The organism is Actinomycetes bacterium, from assembly GCA_035489715.1.
In the GTDB taxonomy this organism is placed as follows: domain Bacteria; phylum Actinomycetota; class Actinomycetes; order JACCUZ01; family JACCUZ01; genus DATHAP01.
Genome location: DATHAP010000011.1, coordinates 1 through 19,874, shown reverse-complemented (window position 1 = coordinate 19,874; position 19,874 = coordinate 1). Strand labels below are relative to the sequence as shown.

Genomic DNA, 19,874 nt, shown 5'->3' with positions numbered 1-19,874 from the left:
AGCGCGTTGTGCCCGCTGCCGATGACGACGACGTCGCGGGCTGCCACCCGCCGGAGCCTACGTGCCGGGGCGCGTGGGGATCGCAGTCGCGAGCACGGTGCCGTCGCGGGTCAGCGCCTCGGCGAGCAGCAGCCGGCGCGGGCTGCCGTCCTGCGGCCCGAGGAACGCGTTGACGTCGCCCCCGGTGGGCCGGACGGTGGTGCTGCCGCCGTCGCGCCAGCGCAGCCTGACCTGGGTGGCCGCCGACGGGGCGATGCCGGCGACGCTGCTGTAGCGGCGGTCGTCGGCCAGCAGCAGGTGCAGGTCGCCGTCGACCGTGGCGCAGGCGGTGTCGAACGGGTTCCAGGGGACGTACGGCGGGCCGTCCCACCAGGTGCCGGCGGTCATCCGGCAGGCGGTGCGGCCGTCGGTGCGCACCTGGACCGGCTGGGGAAAGGCGCCGTTCGTGGTCACCACGGTCTCGAGGGTGCGGGGTACGTCGTCGCCGAGCAGCATCCCCGCGGGCACGGTGTCGAGGACGGTGCGGCCGGCCCGCTGGACGACCACCCGGGTCACCGCCTCCGGCGCGACGATCGGCACCAGCGCCATCCGGTCCTCGACGAAGCCCGTGGTGTCCGGCAGCTGCTCGCCGGGGCTGCTGTTGGTCACCGTGACCGTGTCGCCGATGTCACCGGGCAGCAGCACGACCAGCACACCGGCGTCCACGACCCGCGCCGGCTGGGCGACCATCGACGACAGCGAGCGGTAGACGCCGCGGGTCCCGGCGACCGCCCTTGATCCCGGCCGGTCCGACGCGAAGGTCACGGTCGCCACCGTCAGCCCCTCGTCGGCGGACCGGCTGGCGAGGAGCACCACGACCTGCGGGCCGTCGGGCGCGCGGGTGACGACCAACGGGCTCCAGCCCGGGTCCGTCCCGGTCGCCTCGAGCGCCCGCTGCCACATGGCGTCGGTCAGCTCGACCGAGCGCCACGACGCCGCCGGCTGCGCCTCGGGCCAGGACGGCGTCGGGACGCTGGTGGTCGAGGGCGAGGCCCGGTCGAGGAGGCGGTCCGACCTGTCGGTGCGGTCGGCGTCGTTTCCGGAGCCGCCGCCGGGAGCGCCGACCGCCCCCAGTGCGATGACCGCGCACACCGCCGCGGCGGCGACGAGCACTCCGCGACCGTCCACCCTCGCGAGCCTAGGCGCGGCCGGCCGACGTGTCGGGTGGTCCCGGCTCGGACCGATGACTTCCGGGCCGGATGGTGGTCTGGTGTGGCATGGACGAAGCCGCCAGGACCAAGCTCGCCGACTCGCTGGATGGGTCGGTCGTGCTGCCGGGCGACCCGGCGTACGACGAGACCCGCGCGATCTGGAACGCCATCGTCGACCACCGCCCGGCAACGATCGTCCGGTGCGCCAGCGTCGGCGACGTGGTCACCGCGGTCCGGACGGCCCGTGAGCACGATCTCGAGATCGGCATCCGGTGCGGCGGGCACAGCGCGGCCGGCCACGCGGTGCCGGACGGTGGGCTGATGGTGGATATGACGCCGCTGCGCGCGGTGCGGGTCGACCCGAAGGAGCGACGCGCTGTCGTGCAGGGCGGTGCCATGCTCGGTTCGCTGGACCGGGCGACCCAGGAGTACGGGCTCGCGGTCACCGCCGGCAACGTTTCGCACACCGGCGTCGGCGGGCTCACCCTCGGCGGCGGGATGGGCTGGCTGGCGCGGCAGGCCGGGCTGGCGTGCGACAACGTCGTGTCGTTCGAGGTGGTCACTGCCGAGGGTGACGTGCTGAGGGTCAGCGATGGCGAGCACCCCGACCTCTACTGGGCGCTGCGCGGCGGGGGCGGCAACTTCGGCGTCGTCACCGAGTTCGAGTTCCGGCTGCACGACATCGGCACCGAGGCCCTGTCGGTCGAGATCGACTTCCCGGTAGAGCAGGCCGCGAGCGTGCTGCGCGGCTGGCGCGACCTCAATGCGCCGGCGCCCCGCGAGGCCACGTTCACGATGGGCATCGGCGGCGGTGTGGTCACGCTCGGGTTCGTCTGGGTGGGTGACCCTGCGCGCGGCGTGACGCTGGTGCCCGACATCCGCGCGCTGGGTCGCCCGGCGGCGGAACGCGTCGTGCCGATGTCGTACGTCCAGCTGCAGACCCGTGACGACGTCGTCGACGGGCACGCCCGCAGGCGCTACCAGAAGGGCCACTACTTCCGCGACCTCACCGACGAGGTCATCGACACGATGGTGGCCGTGGCCGACGTCGGCCCGTACGCCCCCGGTGTCGGCCTGCAGGCCTATGGCGGGGCGATCGCCGACGTGCCCGAGGACGACGCCGCCTTCAGCCACCGCGACACCGCGTTCGAGCTCGGCGCGAGCACCGGCTGGACCGACCCGGGCGAGGACGACCTGCGCATCGAGACCGCTCGGTCGTACGCCGCCACGCTGGAGCCCTTCGCCTCCGGCGTCTACGTCAACGTGCTCGGTGACGAGGGCGCGGCCGGCGTTCGTCGCGCCTACTCGCCCGAGAAGCTGGCCCGGCTGACCACGGTGAAGGACACCTACGACCCGCGGAACGTGTTCCACCTCAACCAGAACATCCGCCCGTCGACGGCAGACACCTGAGTGGGCACACGAGCACACAGTCACCCGCCCACGACTGATGCGGCGACCGCGCCGAGCCTGGGTAAGAGCCGGGCGTGAGGGGACTGTGTGCTGGTCGGTCCGGCGGTCGGCCTAGCGGAGGACCAGCGTGCCGTCGCGGGGCAGCGTCTCGACGTCGACCGGCACCGTCTCCGGGTAGATCAGCCCGGCCCCGGTGTTGAGCAGCACCACCTCGTCCGACGACGAGAGCCAGCCGCTCTCCCGCAGCTGTCGCGCGGCCGTCACCGTCGCGGCCCCCTCGGGCGACAGGAACATCCCCTCGAGCCGGCCGGCCAGCCGGACGTCGGCCAGCAGCTCCTCGTCGGTCACCGCGACAGCCGTGCCGTCGGTGTCGTAGAGCGCGTCGAGGACCAGGAAGTCGCCGAGCGCCTTGGGCACCGTGATGCCGAAGGCGACCGTCCGCGCGTCGGCCCACATCTCGCTCTCGCGCGCACCGGCCTCGAACGCCTTGACGATCGGCGCGCACCCGGTGGACTGCACCGACACCAGCCGCGGCAGCCGGCCGGTGACCCAGCCGAGCTCGAGCAGCTCCTGCAGCGCCTTGTGGATCCCGATCAGCCCGACGCCGCCGCCGGTCGGGTAGACGATGACGTCGGGCATCCGCCAGCCGAGCTGCTCGGCGATCTCGTAGCCCATCGTCTTCTTGCCCTCGATGCGGTATGGCTCCTTCAGCGTCGCGACGTCGAACCAGTCCTCGCCGCTGGCCGCCACGGCCGCCGCGGTCAGCCGGCCGGCGTCCGAGATCAGCCCGTCGACCAGCCGCAGGTCCCCACCCGCCGCGAGTGTCTCCACCCGGGTGATCGACGGCGCGTCGACCGGCATCGTCACGGTCATGGCGAGCCCCGCCCGACCGGCGTAGGCGGCCCAGGCCGCACCCGCGTTGCCGTTGGTGGGCATGGCCATCCGGGTCGCGCCCAGCTCCTTGGCCCGCGAGACCCCGACCGCCGCGCCGCGCGCCTTGAACGTGCCCGTCGGCAGCAGCCCCTCGTCCTTCACCCACACCTGCTCGAGCCCGAGCGACTCCGCCAGCCGCGGCGTCGACAGCAGCGGCGTCATGCCCTCGCCGAGGGTCACGACGTGCTCGGGCCCCGAGACCGGCAGCAGCTCGTGGTAGCGCCACAGGTCAGCGTCCCGGCCGGCCAGCCCCGCAGGTGTCAGCTCGACCGAGCTGAGGGCGTACCGCGCGAGCAGCGGTGACCCGCACGCGGGGCACACGCCCTGGCGCACGGTCGCGTCGTGGCGCTCGCCGCACCGCGGGCAGTCCAGGTGGGAGAGGGAGGAGTACGTCGCCACGCCGGTCATCCTGGCGCCCCGCGTCACCGGCCGGTCATGGCGGGTCGGTGGTCCGGGCGGCGCGGCGCTCACGGCGGCGGCGCAGGGCCCGGCGGATCCGGCTGGCGAGCAGGACGACCAGCCCGCCGCCGACGACGAGCAGCACCGCCGCGATCGTCGCGGCGAGCCACGGCGCCACGACCACCAGCGACACCAGCCCGGCGACCGCGCCGTCCTCTGCCACGCTGACCGCGATGTTGCTGGCCGGCTCGGGGGAGGTGTTGACCGCCAGCCGCAGGCCGCCCTTGACCAGGTGCGAGGCCAGCGCGGTCAGCCCGCCGGTCGCGGTGAGGACGGCCGTCTCCAGGGAGTCGGCGTCGCCCGAGACGAGGAGGGCGATCGCGGCGCCGACCGTGGGGCGGATCGCTGTGTGCACCGCGTCCCACGTCGAGTCGAGGTAGGGGATCTTGTCGGTGACGAACTCGAGCGCGTAGAGGACCGCGGCCGCCACGAGCACGTCGGTGCGCTGCAGGCCCTCGGGGATCGACTCCACGCCGCCGATCCGGCCGATCAGCCCCAGCACCAGCACGGTCGCATAGGCGTTGACCCCGCTGGCCCAGCCCGACGTGAAGACCATCGGCAGCAGCTCGGTCACGGCGTCCGCCCCTCGAAGGTGCCCTCCACGTCCAGCACGGCGAAGCGGGCGAACAGCTCCTCGGCGTACCACCCGAGCTCGGCCGTGCGGCGCACGACCTCCTGGTGCGGGGCTCGCCGGTGCGCGAAGTCGGTCAGGGACGCCGCCGAGTTCCACAGGCTGAACGTGCCCTGCAGCCCGACCGGCGCCTCGCCGATGCCCACGGCGAGCCGAAGGCCGCTCGAGCGGTGCAGGTCGGCCGACACCGGCGGTACGGAGCGCCAGAAGCTCGCCGAGCGCCGGACCGTGATCCGGGCCCGGGTCAGCGCGGCGACCGGCCCGTCGTGGCGCGTCGGGACCGGGTCGCCGAACGGCCGGCGCCGCGACCACTCACCGCGGCTGGCCAGGGGGCGCAGCGTGACCCGCAGCCGCTCCTCGGCCACCCGGGCCCAGGACCGAACGACCCGACCGCGCTCGAACGCCTGGGCGTCGGCCGCCCGGTCCCACGTGGCGAGCATTCCCCAGTGCCGGGGGTCCGCGTCGCGTACCGTGAACGTGCGGCCGTCGCCGGTGCCCAACAGCTTGGCGAACCCCGGCCGCCCGGGGCCGCGCCCGACGAGGGCGCGGTGGGTGGCCATCCGGGTCACCGCGCCCGGCACCCGGTGCAACGGCACCCCCCAGAGGTGCAGTGTCACCACCTCCGGCACGTCTCCCACGGCGCAGACCCTACGCACCGGGCGCACCTCGGGATCCGTCCACCGGAATCGTCAAGGCGCGTGGGCAGGACGCCGAAGGGGTAAGCAGCACCCGGTCCCCACCCCGGGGACCCGGGACTCCCGGACACCGATCGACGAGGTAACCCCGCAGTGCCCCACACCGCCGACGGCGCCATCGACGCCCGCCCCGACTCCGACGCCGACGGCATCCAGAGCGCCCGGCGCGCCCGCTGGGCCCGCCTCGGCCGCTGGGCGCTCCCGATCGGTCTCGCGATCGCGCTGACCGTGTCGGTCTGGAGCATGGAGCGGGTGCCCGACGCGTCCTGGAAGCCCGCGCTGATCGGCCTGTTGCCGTGGGTGATCGGCAAGTACGTCCTCTGCCCGCTCCGCTGGCACTCCCTGTCGGTGGCCAAGAGGACCCGGCGGTGGCACCTGCGGGCCTACGCCGAGAGCGAGCTGATCGGGCTGGCCTCGCCGGCCCACGTCGGCGCCGACCTGTGGCGCATGCACCGCCTGCAGAGCGTCGGCCTGTCCCGCCCGTGCGCGGTCGCCGAGGTCGGCCTGGACCGGCTGGTCGGCGCGATCGGGCTCACCGTCTTCGTCGTCGCCTCCGGCGCCGCCCTCCCGCCCCAGCTGCTGGTCGCGGCCGGCGGCCTCGCCCTCGTCCTGCTCGTCGCCGGCCTGGTCGTGCACCGGCTGCGGCGCGGCGTGCTCGCCTCGCGCCCGCTGCCCCGGCCCAGGGTGCTCGCGAAGGGCATCGTCATCTCCATGGGCTACCAGCTCACGATCATGGGTCTGCTGATCGGCACGGTCGCGGCCATGGGGGAGCAGGTCGACCCGCTGCCGCTGCTCGGGGTCTTCGGTGCCAGCCAGGTCGCCGGCATCCTGCCCGGCGTCCATGGTGCGAGCCCGCGCGACGGCGCCCTCGTCGTCGGGCTGGCCTCGCTCGGCGTCACCTGGCAGGCCGCGCTCGGCGCTGTGGCCCTGACCGCGGTGCTCGCCTGGGCGCCGGCGGTGCTCATCGGCGGCGCGTTCCTCGGCCTGCGCCGGCTGCGGCCGGTCGCCGCCGGCGCCGCCTGACCGGCCCCCCTGCCAGGCCGGTCCCGGGTGCCCTGACGACGTACCGCTGGGAGACTGTTCGCGTGCTGGCGATCGCCCACCGCAGCGGCAACACCGTCGCCGGGCTGCGCGAGGCGCTCGACCTCGGTGTGGACCTGGTCGAGGCCGACGTGCACGCCTACCGCGGGCGGCTCGAGGTGCGGCACCTCAAGACGATGGGCGGCCTGCCCTGGCTGTGGGACCGCGGCGAGATCGTGCACCGGCGACGGCACGAGCACCTCGACCTGGCGGGGCTGATCGCGGCGCTCGGCGACGACCACCGGCTGATGATCGACCTCAAGGGTCTGCACCCGAGACTGGCGCCGTCGGTGGCGCAGCTGCTGCGCGCGTCGGTGCCCGACCGCGGGCTCACGGTGTGCACCAAGTCGTGGTGGATGCTCGACGCGTTCGACCTGCCCGTGCAGCGGGTGTTCTCGGCGTCGTCGCGACGGCAGCTGGCGCGGCTGCGCGCCCGGGTGGCCCGGGAGCCGGTCGACGGGGTGTCGGTGCGGCTGTCACTGCTGGACGCGGAGGTCGTCGACGAGCTGCACCTCGGCACAGAGCGGGTGCTGACCTGGTCGGTCGACACGCCCGAGGCGCTCGACCGGGCCCGCTCGGTCGGGGCGGACGGCGTCATCAGCAAGGACCTCGACCTGCTGCGCGGCGTGATCGCCGAGACCTGATCAGGCGCTCGGCCGCCGCAGCTGGATGCCACCGCGCCGGTCGAAGCAGGTGCCGTAGTCGCACGCACTGACGCCGACAATCATCGGTGGCAACGTGTTTCGTCGCGGCCGCACCGGTCACCGGGATCCCGACCGGCCCTGTTGCGGCCTATGTGCGAAGGGAACGCGTTGATGATCCGACGGTTCGTCGGCCAGGCCCGCCGGGTGGTCAAGGACAGACCGGCGGAGGGGGCCGCCGTCGTCTCCACCGTCATCGCGGCGTTCGTCGTGACCCCGTTCATCATCGGGACGGACCACGATCCCGGGTTCGGCGTCATCCCGGACCGGTGGTCAGCGCCCGTGCTGTCCCGCACGCCGGCGGCACCATCGGCGGGTGCAGAGGCGCCATCACCGGGGGTGACTCTGACCGAGCGCGTCAGCCTCCCTGGTCCTGACCGAACCGTGCTCAGCTACCAGACGTCCGTCGCGCCTGGTGAAACGCGGCTCGTCAGGCGGACGATCAGTGCGACTGCTCCGGCCGCCGGAGTGGCGACAGAGACCCTGCGGGGTCAGGACGCGACGGCCACCGTCACGGCCGAGGGTTCGACCAGGCTCGTCCCCGGTCCCACCGAGACTGTCACGGTCACCGTCACCGAGACCGCACCAGCCTCCGAGACCACGGTGACGGTCGCCCCGGAGGAACCGACCGTCACTGTGACGGAGTCGGTCGCGGCCCCTGGCGGCTGACGTCCGAGCGCATGAAGCTTGTGTCCGCCTGATGATCCACCGGGAACGTGGGACGTCGAGGACCCGGCAGCGTCGTGGTGATGTCGTGCGTCGATGCTGGTCACGATTCGCTCTGCTGAGCCTGAGTAGTCCGATCGACACGACGTGCAACGTTTCGGAGGTGCGGCGCCTCCTCTGGTCGGCGCTGATCTTGTCCGTCGCGGCTGGCGGGTATGTCGCGGTGAAGCCGATCGGGCGCAGGATCGCCGCCTTGGCCGCAGCGGCCGTCATCTGGCTCTGGATCGACATGGAAGGGCCGGTGCTGGTCTCTCGAGGGAACCATGGGCTGCATCTCGCAGACATCCCTGCCATCGCGGCAGTCGCCGGTTGCGTGGCAGCACTCCTCCGGCTCAGGCGGCCAGGCCGGCGGCGGTCTGATCCGGCACGACCTGGCACCCCATGAGCAGGTGCCGGACGGCACGCACGGACTCCCATGCATCGACACACAGTCGCCCACGCAGGCGGCCCGCTGCCAGCCAAGGGGGGGACCGGCCGGCAGCGGACCTGACCGCGGCTTCGAAGTGGGGAGACGAAGACCGCGGCTGCATGAATCGTCCCCTTGCCGATGCAAGGCAATCAGGCCGAGCCACGACTCGTCGCCAATGGGGGCCGACCTCAGGAGCGGGTGAGGATCTCCACGCCTCTGACCAAGTCGTACTGGTCCACGTGACTGCGGAGGTCCGGCCCCAAGCGGATCTTGACCTGTCACACGATCGCCAGGTCAGGTGCCAAGGCGCGACTGCTCCGTGATGGCGACGTCCTGGACCGAGCCGTCGTGGACGATGGTCTGGTCAGGATCGTCGCTCTCGGCCGGCTCGACGCGACTGTCCTCGAGGTCCGCGCCGGGCGGCATCGTGTGTTCCGACTCCGCCTGTGACCGCAGGTGCCTCGATGCCTGGACACCTCCTCGAAGACCTTGGCCGTCTCCGCTGAGAGCGGACGACAAGCGCCGACCTCCGTTCGCGCTGGGCGCCCGAGTCCTCGGACGGCGTGACCGCCGACTTCCGTGGCCGGGGGGTCAGGCGCCGATGTCGGCGGGCGTACCGCCGGTGATGCGCACCAGCTCGTCGTAGGTCGTCGGGAAGACCGTGTGAGGGTGCCCGGCGGCAGCCCACACCTCGTCGTACGTCGCCAGGTCGGTGTCGACGAGCGTCCGCAGCGGCTCGGGGTGCCCGACGGGCGCCACCCCACCGATCGCGAACCCGGTGTGGGTCCGCACGAAGTCCGGGTCGGCCCGGTCGACACCGGCGGCGCCGACCAGGGCAGCCACCTTGGCGGTGTCGACCCGGTGCCCGCCCGAGGCCATCACCAGCAGGGGGGCGCCGTCGGCGCTGAACACCAGCGAGTTGGCGATCTGGGCGACCCCGACACCGAGCTGGGCCGCTGCGGCGGCGGCGGTGCGGGCCGAGTCGTCGAGCCGGCGGACCCGGCCGTCGACGCCGAGCTCGGCCAGCCGCGCGGTGACCCGGCGGACCGCCGGGTGGGCCAGCTGGGTGGTAGCGGTCGCCGGGTTGTCAGGGGTCTCTGGTGGGTTCTCGGGCATGGCGCCGCAGGCTAGCGGGACCGGCGGCGCGCGGGTGGGGACGAGTGGTTGACGAACTGTCCGGGGTGGGGTCTACTGTGAGACGTGTTTCGAACACGTGTTCGAACATCCGGTGCAGGGGAGGCACGACCGACTTCCCGCCCGGCGGTCGCCGGACTCGACCCCCGGTGGGCCGCTGGGCGGGATCTCGGGACGGCCGACCCGGGCGCCGGTCGGGAGGGCCCGGTGGTTCCGGGTCCGGTGCGCGGGGTGGCGCGGGAAGGAGCGGTCTGGCGATGACGAGGCGGTACGACGACCCGGTCGACGTCCGGCGCCGCGACGAGGACCCGGCCGAGTTCCTGTGGCGCGGCCGGCACTACGCGGTGCGCGAGGTGCTGGCGCACTGGGTGGAGACCGGGGCGTGGTGGCAGTCCCCGGCCGTCACCGGGGCCGGGTCCGCGGCGGTCAGCATCGACTCCTCGGTGCTGGCCGCGGAGCGGGAGGTCTGGCGGGTCGAGGCCACCCGGGGCCGGCAGCACGGGTCCGGCGTCTTCGACCTGTGCTTCGACTGGGCGAGCGGGGGCTGGATCCTGCTCCGCTCCCACGACTGAGGCCGTCGACAGCAGGAGCAACAGCACGACGGACGAGTAGCACGACGGACGAGCAGCACGACGGGAAGGACGAGGCGATGGGCACCAGGGTCACCCGGGTCGATGCGGTGGTGCGCCGACCGCCGGTGGTGTCCGCCGCGCGCGAGCTGCTGGCGACCGCGCGCCACGACCTCACCGACGCGACCGCGACGACGGTCGGGACCGAGCGCTACGCCGCCGCCCACCTCGCGGCGCTGCGCACCGCCGCCGCCGTGCTCGCCGTGCGGACCCGACCGGCGGCGACCAAGCGCCCGCGCAACGTGTGGTCGATGCTGCCGCAGGTCGCCCCCGAGCTCACAGAGTGGGCGGCGTTCTTCGCGGCCGGGGCCGGCAAGCGGGCCGCGGCCGAGGCCGGGCTCTCCCGGGCGGTCACCCCGCGGGAGGCCGACGACCTGCTGCGCGACGCGCAGACCTTCCTGGCCCTGGTGGAGACCACGCTCGGGCTCGACCACCAGCCGGCGCTGCCGCACCTGGCACCCCGCGCCAGCTGACCCGACCGACCCGACCGACCCGACCGACCCGACCGACCCGACCTCGACGAGAGACCGCCCGTGCCCAGCGACCCGTTCGTCCACCTCCACGTGGCCTCCGGCTACTCGCTGCGCCACGGCGCCTCCCACCCCCACGTGCTCGTCGAGCGGGCCGCGGAGCACGGCATGGACACCTTGGCGCTGACCGACCGGGACGGGGTCTACGGCGCGGTGAAGTTCGCCCGGGCCGCGCAGTCGGCCGGCATCCGCCCGGTGCTCGGCGTCGACCTCGCGGTCGAGCCCAGCGGGCTGCTGGCCGGCCCGCCGATGATCCACCCGTCGCTGCGTGGCGGCCAGCCCGGTGGCGGCCAGCCCGGTCGCGCCCAGCCGGCCCGGGGCGGCGCGTCGGTCGACCCCCGGCACCCACGGGTCACCTTGCTCGCCCAGGACAAGGCCGGGTGGGCGGCGCTGTGCCGGCTGGTCTCGGCCACCCACCTGCGCGGCGAGCGCGGCACGCCGGTGACCACGCTCGACCTGGTCGCCGAGCACGTCGACCTGGCCCGGTCCGGCACCGGTGGGCTGCTCGTCATGCTCGGCCCCGGGTCGGAGGTGGCCCGGGCGCTGACCGCGCGCCGCCCCGACCTGGCACGGGAGGTCCTCGCCCGGTGGCGCGACGTCGTCGACCGCGACGACCTGCTGCTCGAGGTGGTGTCGCACCGGGGTCCCGACGACCGGCCGCGCGCGGCCCGGATGCTGCGGCTGGCGACCGAGGAGCGGCTGACCGCCGTCCTCACCAACGCGGTCCGCTACGCCGACCGCGGCGACGCCCCGACCACCGACGTGCTGGACGCGGCACGCCGGCTGGTCGCCCTGGACGCCCGCCACGTCGACCGGGCCAACGCCGAGGGCTACCTCAAGTCCGGCAAGGAGATGGCGCTGGTCGCCGAGGAGGTCGTGTCGGCGGCCGGGCTCGACGACCGGGCAGGGCGCCGCCTGCTCGCGGCGACCCGGCGGGTGGCCGACCGGTGCGCCGTCGACCCGCGGGCCGACCTCGGGATGGGCGAGGTGCACTTCCCCGACCTCGAGGTGCTGGGGGCGGACAGCTCGGTCACCGACCCGGTCCGCGCCGCCCAGGCGATGCTGCGGGAGCGGTGCGAGGCCGGGCTGGGCAGACGGGCGATGGCCGCCACCCCGGAGGTGCGCCGGCGGCTCGACGACGAGCTCGGCGTCATCGAGCAGCTCGGCTACCCGTCGTACTTCCTCACCGTCGCCGACGTCGTCGACCTGATCCGCGACATGGGGGTGCGGGTCGCCGCCCGCGGGTCCGGCGCGGGCAGCCTGGTCAACTACCTGCTCGGCATCTCCGGGGTCGACCCGATGCGCCACGGCCTGCTGATGGAGCGCTTCCTCTCGCCGCTGCGCGAGGCGCTGCCCGACATCGACGTCGACGTCGAGTCGGCGCGACGTACCGAGGTCTACGAGCAGATCCTGGAGCGCTTCGGCGGCGACCGGGTCGCCTGCGTCTCGATGATGGACACCTACCGCGTGCGCCACGCGATCCGCGACGTCGGCGCCGCGCTCGGCATGCCGCCCGGCGAGATCGACCAGATCGCCAAGGCGTTCCCGCACATCCGGGCACGCGACGTGCACCTGGCGCTCGAGGAGCTGCCCGAGCTGCGGGCCTCCCGGTTGGGCGGCCGGGGCGGGCTGGACCTGCTGTTCCGGCTGGTCGCCCGCCTCGACGGGCTGCCGCGCCACGTCGCGCTGCACCCGTGCGGCGTGCTGCTGTCCGACCGCACCCTGCTCGACCGCACACCGGTCGAGGCGAGCTGGCTGGGCTTCCCGATGAGCCAGTTCGACAAGGACGACGTCGAGGAGCTCGGCCTGCTCAAGCTCGACGTCCTCGGCATCCGCATGCAGTCCGCGATGGCCTACGCCGTCGACGAGCTGGTCCGCATCGGCGACACCCCCGAGCCGATCGACCTGGACGACCAGTCGCAGGTGCCGTTCGACGACCCCGACACCTTCGCGCTGATCCAGTCGACCCGCACGCTCGGCATGTTCCAGATCGAGTCGCCGGGGCAGCGCGAGCTGGTCGGCAAGTTCGCACCCGAGACCTTCGGCGACCTGATCACCGACATCTCGCTGTTCCGGCCCGGCCCGGTCAAGAGCGACATGGTCACGCCGTTCCTCAAGGCCCGGCAGGGCTGGGCCGAGGCCGAGTACCTCCACGAGGACCTGCGCTACGCCCTCGAGGACACCTGCGGCGTCGTCGTCTTCCACGAGCAGGTGCTGCAGATCATCTCGACCTTCACCGGCTGCACCCTGGCCGAGGCCGATGAGGCGCGCCGCGCGCTCGGCACCCCGGACGGCCAGCCCGAGGTGCGGCTGTGGCTGCGCCCGCTCGCCCTCGCCCGCGGCTACGACGTGCCCACCGTCGAGAAGGTGTGGGAGGTGCTCAAGGCCTTCGCGTCCTTCGGGTTCTGCAAGGCCCACGCGGCCGCGTTCGCGCTGCCGACCTACCAGTCGGCGTGGCTCAAGGCCCACCACCCGGCGGCCTTCCTCGCCGGCGTGCTGACCCACGACCCCGGCATGTACCCCAAGCGGCTGATCCTCGACGACGCCCGCCAGTTCGGCATCGCGGTGCTGCCGCTCGACGTCAACCGCTCCGACGCGACCTATCGCGTCGAGAAGCTCGCGCCCGACCAGCAGGAACCGGAGTGGACCGGCTCGGTGGCAGGGCTCGCCGCGCCGGGCCGGTCCACTTCGGCAGAGGCAGAGGAGCCGTCGCGGCCGTGGCAGCGGGCCCGCGACTACGGCATCCGGCTCGCGCTCTCGGAGGTCAAGGGGATCTCGGAGGCCGAGGTCGCCCGCATCGTCGCGGGCCGGCCGTTCGGGTCGCTGTCCGACTTCTGGCACCGCGCGTCGGTGGCCCGGCCGGTCGTCGAGCGGCTGGTGCTGACCGGTGCGTTCGACGACCTCTACGCGCTGCGCGGGCCCGACCACGTGGGATCCACCCGGCACCGGCTGACCCGGCGCGACCTGCTGCTGCAGGTGGGTGAGCTGGACCGGTGGTCACGGGCGGTGGCCCGCGGTGCCGGGCGGTCCCGATCACGACGTACGTCGCGAGGCGCGACCACCGGACCCGCCGGCACCACCGGACCCGCCGGAGCCGCCGGCACCACCGGAGCCGCAGCCGCCGGGGCCGGGTCGGCCGCGGTCGCGGCGGTCTCCGCGCCGGTCGGCGGGGTGCTGCGCGCCGCCGTGCCCTCGGGTGCGGCCCGCGACCTGTCGCGCGCCACCGCCCGCGGCGAGGCGCTCACGATGGTCGAGCACCCCGAGGCCGAGCACCCGGGGATGGTCGTGTACCCCGGATCGGGCAGGGGGCCCGACGTGCGCGAGCTGGCGGCCCGGCAGTCGCAGGCCGCGCGGCCGGTGGAGGAGAGCTCGGTGCAGCTGGCCTTCGACCTGGGTGACGCGCCGCACTCGGTGGTGCCGAGCGGGCTGCCGGAGATGACCGGTGCCGAGCGGGTGCGCGCCGAGCTCGAGGTGCTCGGGCTGGACGCGAGCCGGCACGTGGTCGACTTCTACGAGCCGTTCCTCGCCGCGCTCGGGGTGACCCGGGCGCCGGACATGGTGCGCTCGCGCAGCCAGGCCGAGGTGCTGGTGGCCGGGGTCAAGGTCGCGACCCAGACCCCGCCGATCCGGTCGGGCAAGCGGGTGGTGTTCGTGACCCTCGACGACGCGCGCGGCCCGGTGGACGCGACGTTCTTCGAGGACGCGCAAGGGCCCTACGCCGCGACGCTGTTCCACTCCTGGCTGCTGGTGATCCGCGGCCACGTCCGGCGCACCGGGCCGCGCGGGGTGTCGCTGCGGGCGACCGGCTGCTGGGAGCTGACCGAGCTGCACGAGGCCTGGCGCCTCGGCGGGCTCGACGCGGTCGCCGACCTGATGGCTGCGACCAGCAGCACCGCGCCGGTCACCGACCTGTCGGTCGCCGGCGCGGCGGAGAGCCGGTCGAGCCGGCCGGTGATGGCCCGACCGCCGGCGGCCGGGCTGCCGACCGGGGCGAGCGTCGCGGTCTACGAGTCGCGCGAGGCCGGTGCCGGTGGTGCCGCCGGCGGCATGTCCTCGCCCTCGCACGTGACCCGCCGGGTGCTGGTGCACCCGAGCGGCTTCCGGCAGTCGCCCTACGCCGACATCAAGCCCCCCGGCGACGACGCGGCGGCGACCCGGCAGGCGGTGGCCCGCCAGGACGAGGCGCGCCGGGCGGCCGAGCGTGAGGGCGGGGGCCGCAGCGGGGGAAACAGCGGCGAGGCACCGCGCAAGCTCTGGCACTCCAGCCCCGGCAGCTCCGGGCGGTGACCGGCCTCCTCGGCTCGACCGGCCTCCTCGGCTTCACCGGCTTCTTCGACCTGCCCGGCGCGCGGACCGCTGCAGTCGCCCCACGGCTCAGTAGCCTGGCGCCGTGGCCTCCCTCGACGGCTCGACCTCGGCGCCCCCGGCCTTCTCGGCCGCTGCCGCCCACCTGGCGCGCTCGCCGCGCACGGCAGTCGTCTGGGGGGTCCTGCTGCGCGACGCGCTGGCCACCTACGGCCGCTCCGACGACTCGGACCACCACCCGCTGGACGTGGTCGATGTCGGCGGGGGCACCGGCGGGTTCGCCGTCCCGCTGGCCGAGGCCGGCCACCGGGTCACCGTCGTCGACCCCAGCCCCGACGCCCTGGCCTCGCTGCTGCGCCGGGCCGGCGAGACCGGCGCCGTGGTCCACGCGGTCCAGGGCGACGCCGCCGGGCTGCTCGACGTGGTGGCGCCGGGCAGCGCCGACCTGGTCCTCTGCCACGGCGTCCTCGAGCACGTCGACGAGGTCCGGCCGGCGGTCGAGTCGCTGGTGGCGGTGCTGCGTCCCGGCGGCACGCTCAGCGTCCTGGTCGCCCACCGCAACGCCGCGGTCGTCGCACGCACCGTCGCCGGCCACTACGCCGAGGCCCGGCACGCCCTGGCCGACCCGGACGGCCGGTGGGGTCCCGGCGACCCGCTGCCCCGCCGGTTCACCGAGGCCGGTCTGCTCGCGGTGCTCGGCGCGACCGGTCTCGAGGTGGGCAGCGTCCACGGCGTACGCACGCTCGCCGACCTGGCGCCGGCCGCCGAAGCCGAGGCCGACCCGGCCGAGGAGCTCGTGGAGCTCGAGCTCGCCACCGCCGGGATGCCGGAGTTCCGGGCTGTGGCCACCCAATTGCACGTGCTCGCCTCCCGGGTCTGACGAGCACCGCATGGTGCCTCCGTCGTGAGCCGCAGCCAGCAGCTGCACCGGCCCGGGCCGCCCAGCGGGCCGCCGGGCGACGACGCCGGCTGCACGGTGCTGCACGTCGACATGGACGCCTTCTACGCGTCGGTCGAGCTGATCAGCCGCCCGGAGCTGCGGGGGACGCCGGTGATCGTCGGCGGTGGGTCGCGCGGTGTGGTGCTCTCCGCGACGTACGAGGCACGGCGCTTCGGTGTGCACTCCGCGATGCCGATGACCCGGGCCCGGCGGCTGTGCCCGCAGGCGACCGTCGTCCCGCCCAGCCACGGGCTGTACTCGGCGATCTCCGCGGGCGTGATGGAGATCTTCCGGTCGGTGACCCCGTTGGTCGAGCCGCTCTCGCTGGACGAGGCGTTCCTCGACGTGGGTGGTGCGGTGCGCCGGCTGGGCCGGCCGGCCGAGATCGGGCAGCTGATCCGCGACCGGGTCGCCGACGAGCAGGGCATCACCTGCTCGGTCGGCGTGGCCAGCACGAAGTTCGTCGCCAAGCTGGCGTCCACCCGGGCCAAGCCGGACGGGATGATCGTGGTGCCGGCGGCCGACGTGGTCGCGTTCCTGCACCCGCTGCCGGTGGGCGCCCTGTGGGGAGTGGGGGAGAAGACCGAGCTGGCCCTGACCCGGCTCGGTCTGCGCACGGTCGGCGACATCGCCCACACCCCGAGGTCGACCCTGGTGCGGGCACTCGGCCAGGCGACCGGCTCGCACCTGCACGCGCTGTCCTGGGGTCGCGACGAGCGGACCGTCGTGCCGCACGAGCCGGACAAGAGCATCGGCGCCGAGGAGACCTTCGCCCGCGACGTGGACGACCCCGAGGTCGTGCTGCGCGAGCTGCTGCGGCTGAGCGAGAAGACCGCGGCCCGGCTGCGCTCGGGCGGCATGGCCGGCCGGACGGTCAGCCTCAAGGTGCGGTTCGCCGACTTCACGACGATCACCCGGTCCCGGACCCTGCCCGAGGCGACCGACGTGGCAGCCGTCGTCTACGGCACCGCCCGCGGCCTGTTCGAGGCGCTCGGGCTCGACCGGGCTCGGCTGCGGCTGGTCGGCGTGCGGGTCGAGCAGCTGGTCCGTTCCGAGACGGCGCCGCACCAGCTGCTCCTGGGGGAGCGCAGCCGGGGTCGCCGCGAGGCCGAGCAGGCCGCCGACCGGGCCGCCCTGCGGTTCGGGTCCGGCGCCGTACGCCCGGCGAGCCTGGTCCCGGACCGGACGGAACGGACAGACCGCCCCGACGACGCCCCACCCGGAGCGAGCGGGAGGCAACCTTCGGGGCCACCCGGACGTTCTCCTGGATGAGGCATCCGAACCACCCCTGGCAGAGGAAGTCCGCACCAGGTTGTGCAGTCGGGTTTCCCCGAGCCCATCCGGCGCATATCCTGAGTGCACGACGGAGCCGCGGCCGCACCCCGAAAGGTGGCGGCCCTGGTCATGAGGAGGAGCCCGTGCCGCTCTCCGAGCACGAGCAGCGACTGCTCGAGCAGATGGAGCGCGCCCTCTATGCCGAGGACCCCAAGTTCGCGTCCTCGCTGCGCGGCAAGGACCCGCGGAGCAACTTCCGTCGCCGCATCCTGCTCGCCGCCGTCGGCTTCATCGTCGGCGTCGTCCTGCTGATGACCGGGCTGGTCGCGCAGGTGATCGTGGTCAGCATCCTCGGCTTCCTGGCGATGCTGGCCAGCGCGCTCTTCGCGGTCACCAGCTACCGCGCCGTCACGACCGCCAACCAGCTCGGTGTCGTCGACGGCACCGGCGTGCGCAAGCCGCGCACCACCACGCGCCGCAGCCGGGGCGCCTCCGCCTCGTCCGGCGGCTTCATGCAGCGCATCGAGGACCGGTGGAACCGGCGCCGCGACGAGGGCCGCTGACCCGTCCGCGCTGACGACGTACTCCGGCTGACGACTTCCGTCCGGGCTGGACCGGCCGGCATCTCACGGCATCCCGCGGAGCCTGTCTCCTCGGCTGCCCGTCCGCCGGCCGGGTCGGACCCGGACCCGCGGCAGATGCACCCGGGCCGCGCCGAATTGGCCTCGCTCCGGGTAAATCGATCACGCGAGCGTGATCGTTTCCGGCTGGTGGGTCAGGTCCGGCGCAGGTGCAGCCGGGTGGTGACCGCGGCCACGGCGTTGTCGACGGCGTCCAGCGCGTCGGCCAGTCGCTCGGACAGCGCGGTGGCGACCGCCCGGGTGGAGCGCGGCAGCAGGCGGGCCCGCCAGCGTCCCCACCGGCCGGCGGTCTCCCCCATGGCCGCCCGGATGGTGTCGACATCGACGCGTACGTCGCCCACCGACTCCGGGGTGACCGGCGCGTAGCGGGTGCGCTCGGTGACGTCGGCCAGCCGCGTCCCGGCCTCGGCCGCCTCGCCGGTGAGGCCCCGGTCGGCCACCAGCCGGGCGATGCCCTTGCGGGGCGAGTCGCTCGGCCGCCAGGTGTAACCGTGGTCGACCAGCGTGTCCTGCAGGTCGGCCCAGGCGGCCCGGGCCTGCTCGACCGGGGTGCGCGCCCCCGCCCACCGGCGACGACGTACGAGCAAGCGGGTCACCGACGGGACGAGCAGCAGGAGCAGCAGGCCCAGCGCGATGACAAGCGGGATCACCGGGATCCGCACCGGGCCGGCGCCGATGCCGCCGGCACCGCCGCCGGACTGGCTGTCGTCGAAGCCCGGGATGTCGGTGCGCTCACGGTTGCGCAGGCTGTCCGGCGCGTCGCCGTTGGGTGACGCGGTGGCGCTGCTGCTGGGCGTCGAGCCGGGCGTCGTCGCGCCCGCGCCGCCGCGCGCCCACGGCGGCGGGCTGCCGGTGCGGGTCGCGGGCGTCGGCTCGAAGGCCACCCAGCCGACGCCGTCGAAGTAGAGCTCCGGCCAGGCGTGGGCGTCCTTCAGGCCGACGTTGCGGTTGCCCTGCCCGTCGGCGGTGCCCGAGGTGAACCCCACGGCGACCCGGGCCGGGATGCCGAGGATGCGCGCCATGACGGCCATCGTCGAGGCGAAGTGCACGCAGTAGCCCTGGCGGGTCTGCAGGAACGCGGCGATGGCCTGCGAGCCGTTGGCGTCACCCACCGTGTCGGCGACGTCCTCGGAGTAGGTGAAGATGCCGGGGTCGCGCAGCCAGTCCTGGATCGCCAGCGCCTGGTCGTATCCGTTGGTCCGGTCGCCGACGATCTCCTGCGTCTGGAGCACGACGTCGCCCGGCACGTCGGCCGGCAGGTCGAGGAACCTGTTGAGCGACGTCGGGTAGCCGTCCTCCGCGGCGAGCCGCAGCTCCTCGGCGGTCGGTTCCACGTCGAGCGCCCGCACGGTGTAGGAGATGTCGCGGGTCGAGGCGTTCTCGCCGAAGACGTTGAACGTCACCGGGTCGTAGAGCCACGTCCCGTCGATCGACACCCGCCGCGACGGGTAAGGCAGCGGCAGCCACTCCTGGTCCAGGTCGTCGATCTGGACGCGGTAGGTGCGCTGGGTGCGCTCCACCGTGCTGCCGAGACCGGGCGGCGTCTGCAGCCCGTCCTCGACGTTGTCGTCGTCGCGGGAGACGTGCAGCTCGCTGGGCCGCCACTGCTTGCCGGTGAACTGGTCGAGCCCGACGAGTCGCAGGTACGTCGGCTTGCCGCGGTAGCGGATGACCAGCTGGTCGTCCTGGCGACGCAGGTTGCGGCCGAGGTCGATGATCGGGTTGACGACGGCGACCTCCTGGCCGCCGCCGCTGCCCGGGCCGAACCCGCCTGACCCGAAGCCCCACCCGCTGGCGTCGACGTCGGGCAGCACGGCAGGCACGACGAGAGCGAGCCCGAGAGCCGTCGCTCCGACCCGGCGGCCGACCTGGCCGAGCGGCGCCGTCTCGACGTCGGGCCGGTAGTTGGCGCGCTCGGCGGTGTAGCGCATCGGCCGGCCCCAACGGCTGACCCGCTCGCGCGACTCGGCCAGCAGCAGGGCGAGGAAGCCGATGGCTCCGATGGCGAACGCCACCCAGCTGACGCCGTCGGGTGCTATCGCGGTGGGCACCGTCTGCAGCACCAGCAGCGGGATCCCGGCGAGGGCGGCGCGCCGCATGGTGACGGCGAACAGGTCGACCAGCACCGCGACCAGGCCGACCCCGGCGACGGTGAGCATCTCGACCCCGACGGAGACCCCGATCGG

General features: G+C 74.4%; 16 protein-coding genes. 9 read left to right on the top strand and 7 right to left on the bottom strand.

Annotation, left to right across the window (positions count from 1 at the left end; translation table 11 throughout):
- Positions 1-57: 57 nt before the first annotated feature.
- A complete protein-coding gene (locus VK640_00855) occupies positions 58-1,167 on the bottom strand; it encodes a hypothetical protein (GenBank protein ID HTE71737.1) in 1,110 nt (369 codons plus the stop codon).
- An 89-nt stretch (positions 1,168-1,256) separates the two neighbouring features.
- Between VK640_00855 and VK640_00850 the strand changes: the two genes are divergently transcribed.
- Positions 1,257-2,600, top strand: coding sequence for an FAD-binding oxidoreductase (locus VK640_00850; GenBank protein HTE71736.1), 1,344 nt, complete (start codon positions 1,257-1,259; stop codon positions 2,598-2,600).
- 111 nt (positions 2,601-2,711) lie between these two features.
- On the opposite strand, the gene VK640_00845 is transcribed toward VK640_00850, so the two are convergent.
- From VK640_00845 to VK640_00835, 3 genes are read right to left on the bottom strand one after another with little or no spacing between them, the layout of a single operon-like run.
- Positions 2,712-3,941 carry a threonine synthase gene (locus tag VK640_00845; GenBank protein ID HTE71735.1) on the bottom strand — a complete coding sequence of 410 codons (1,230 nt, stop codon included), beginning with the start codon at positions 3,939-3,941 and terminating at the stop codon, positions 2,712-2,714.
- A 25-nt stretch (positions 3,942-3,966) separates the two neighbouring features.
- Entirely contained in the window at positions 3,967-4,548 is a 582-nt protein-coding gene (locus VK640_00840; GenBank protein ID HTE71734.1) for a DUF4126 domain-containing protein, read from the bottom strand.
- A gap of 14 nt (positions 4,549-4,562) precedes the next feature.
- Positions 4,563-5,261, bottom strand: a complete 699-nt coding sequence (locus VK640_00835) for a monooxygenase (protein ID HTE71733.1) — start codon at positions 5,259-5,261, stop codon at positions 4,563-4,565.
- Between the two features lie 150 nt (positions 5,262-5,411).
- Between VK640_00835 and VK640_00830 the strand changes: the two genes are divergently transcribed.
- Together VK640_00830 and VK640_00825 are read left to right on the top strand one after the other, a co-directional pair.
- The gene (locus tag VK640_00830) at positions 5,412-6,341 is read left to right on the top strand and encodes a lysylphosphatidylglycerol synthase domain-containing protein (protein HTE71732.1); all 930 of its coding nucleotides are present in this window, start codon (positions 5,412-5,414) and stop codon (positions 6,339-6,341) included.
- Positions 6,342-6,403: 62 nt separating this feature from the next.
- Complete coding sequence (locus VK640_00825; protein HTE71731.1) at positions 6,404-7,042, top strand: glycerophosphodiester phosphodiesterase; 639 nt, start codon at positions 6,404-6,406, stop codon at positions 7,040-7,042.
- A gap of 1,486 nt (positions 7,043-8,528) precedes the next feature.
- On the opposite strand, the gene VK640_00820 is transcribed toward VK640_00825, so the two are convergent.
- On the bottom strand, positions 8,529-8,660 hold the full coding sequence (locus VK640_00820) for a hypothetical protein (protein HTE71730.1): 132 nt from the start codon (positions 8,658-8,660) through the stop codon (positions 8,529-8,531).
- Between the two features lie 165 nt (positions 8,661-8,825).
- Positions 8,826-9,350, bottom strand: a complete 525-nt coding sequence (locus VK640_00815; GenBank protein ID HTE71729.1) for a YbaK/EbsC family protein — start codon at positions 9,348-9,350, stop codon at positions 8,826-8,828.
- Positions 9,351-9,625: 275 nt separating this feature from the next.
- Here VK640_00815 and VK640_00810 point away from each other — a divergent pair, with 275 nt between their 5' ends.
- From VK640_00810 to VK640_00785, 6 genes are all read left to right on the top strand, one after another.
- On the top strand, positions 9,626-9,940 hold the full coding sequence (locus VK640_00810; protein HTE71728.1) for a DUF6504 family protein: 315 nt from the start codon (positions 9,626-9,628) through the stop codon (positions 9,938-9,940).
- Between the two features lie 77 nt (positions 9,941-10,017).
- A complete protein-coding gene (locus tag VK640_00805) occupies positions 10,018-10,470 on the top strand; it encodes an SAV_6107 family HEPN domain-containing protein (GenBank protein ID HTE71727.1) in 453 nt (150 codons plus the stop codon).
- 60 nt (positions 10,471-10,530) lie between these two features.
- Positions 10,531-14,814, top strand: a complete 4,284-nt coding sequence (locus VK640_00800; GenBank protein HTE71726.1) for a DNA polymerase III subunit alpha — start codon at positions 10,531-10,533, stop codon at positions 14,812-14,814.
- Positions 14,815-15,016: 202 nt separating this feature from the next.
- Positions 15,017-15,712 (top strand): class I SAM-dependent methyltransferase, encoded by a 696-nt coding sequence (locus tag VK640_00795; GenBank protein ID HTE71725.1) that lies wholly within the window; start codon positions 15,017-15,019, stop codon positions 15,710-15,712.
- A gap of 24 nt (positions 15,713-15,736) precedes the next feature.
- Entirely contained in the window at positions 15,737-17,044 is a 1,308-nt protein-coding gene (locus VK640_00790) for a DNA polymerase IV (protein ID HTE71724.1), read from the top strand.
- Positions 17,045-17,190: 146 nt separating this feature from the next.
- On the top strand, positions 17,191-17,610 hold the full coding sequence (locus VK640_00785) for a DUF3040 domain-containing protein (protein ID HTE71723.1): 420 nt from the start codon (positions 17,191-17,193) through the stop codon (positions 17,608-17,610).
- A 212-nt stretch (positions 17,611-17,822) separates the two neighbouring features.
- Here the strand turns inward: VK640_00785 and VK640_00780 are convergent.
- Positions 17,823-19,874 (bottom strand): DUF3488 and transglutaminase-like domain-containing protein (locus tag VK640_00780; GenBank protein ID HTE71722.1); only part of this gene is annotated, 2,052 nt, incomplete at its 5' end.

Excerpts from the sequence above, each read along its gene's own strand:
- VK640_00850 (HTE71736.1), top strand. The coding sequence starts at position 1,257 with ATGGACGAAGCCGCCAGGACCAAGCTCGCCGACTCGCTGGATGGGTCG.
- VK640_00845 (HTE71735.1), bottom strand. The coding sequence starts at position 3,941 with ATGACCGGCGTGGCGACGTACTCCTCCCTCTCCCACCTGGACTGCCCG.
- VK640_00840 (HTE71734.1), bottom strand. The coding sequence starts at position 4,548 with ATGGTCTTCACGTCGGGCTGGGCCAGCGGGGTCAACGCCTATGCGACC.
- VK640_00820 (HTE71730.1), bottom strand. The coding sequence starts at position 8,660 with ATGCCGCCCGGCGCGGACCTCGAGGACAGTCGCGTCGAGCCGGCCGAG.
- VK640_00815 (HTE71729.1), bottom strand. The coding sequence starts at position 9,350 with ATGCCCGAGAACCCACCAGAGACCCCTGACAACCCGGCGACCGCTACC.
- VK640_00810 (HTE71728.1), top strand. The coding sequence starts at position 9,626 with ATGACGAGGCGGTACGACGACCCGGTCGACGTCCGGCGCCGCGACGAG.
- VK640_00805 (HTE71727.1), top strand. The coding sequence starts at position 10,018 with ATGGGCACCAGGGTCACCCGGGTCGATGCGGTGGTGCGCCGACCGCCG.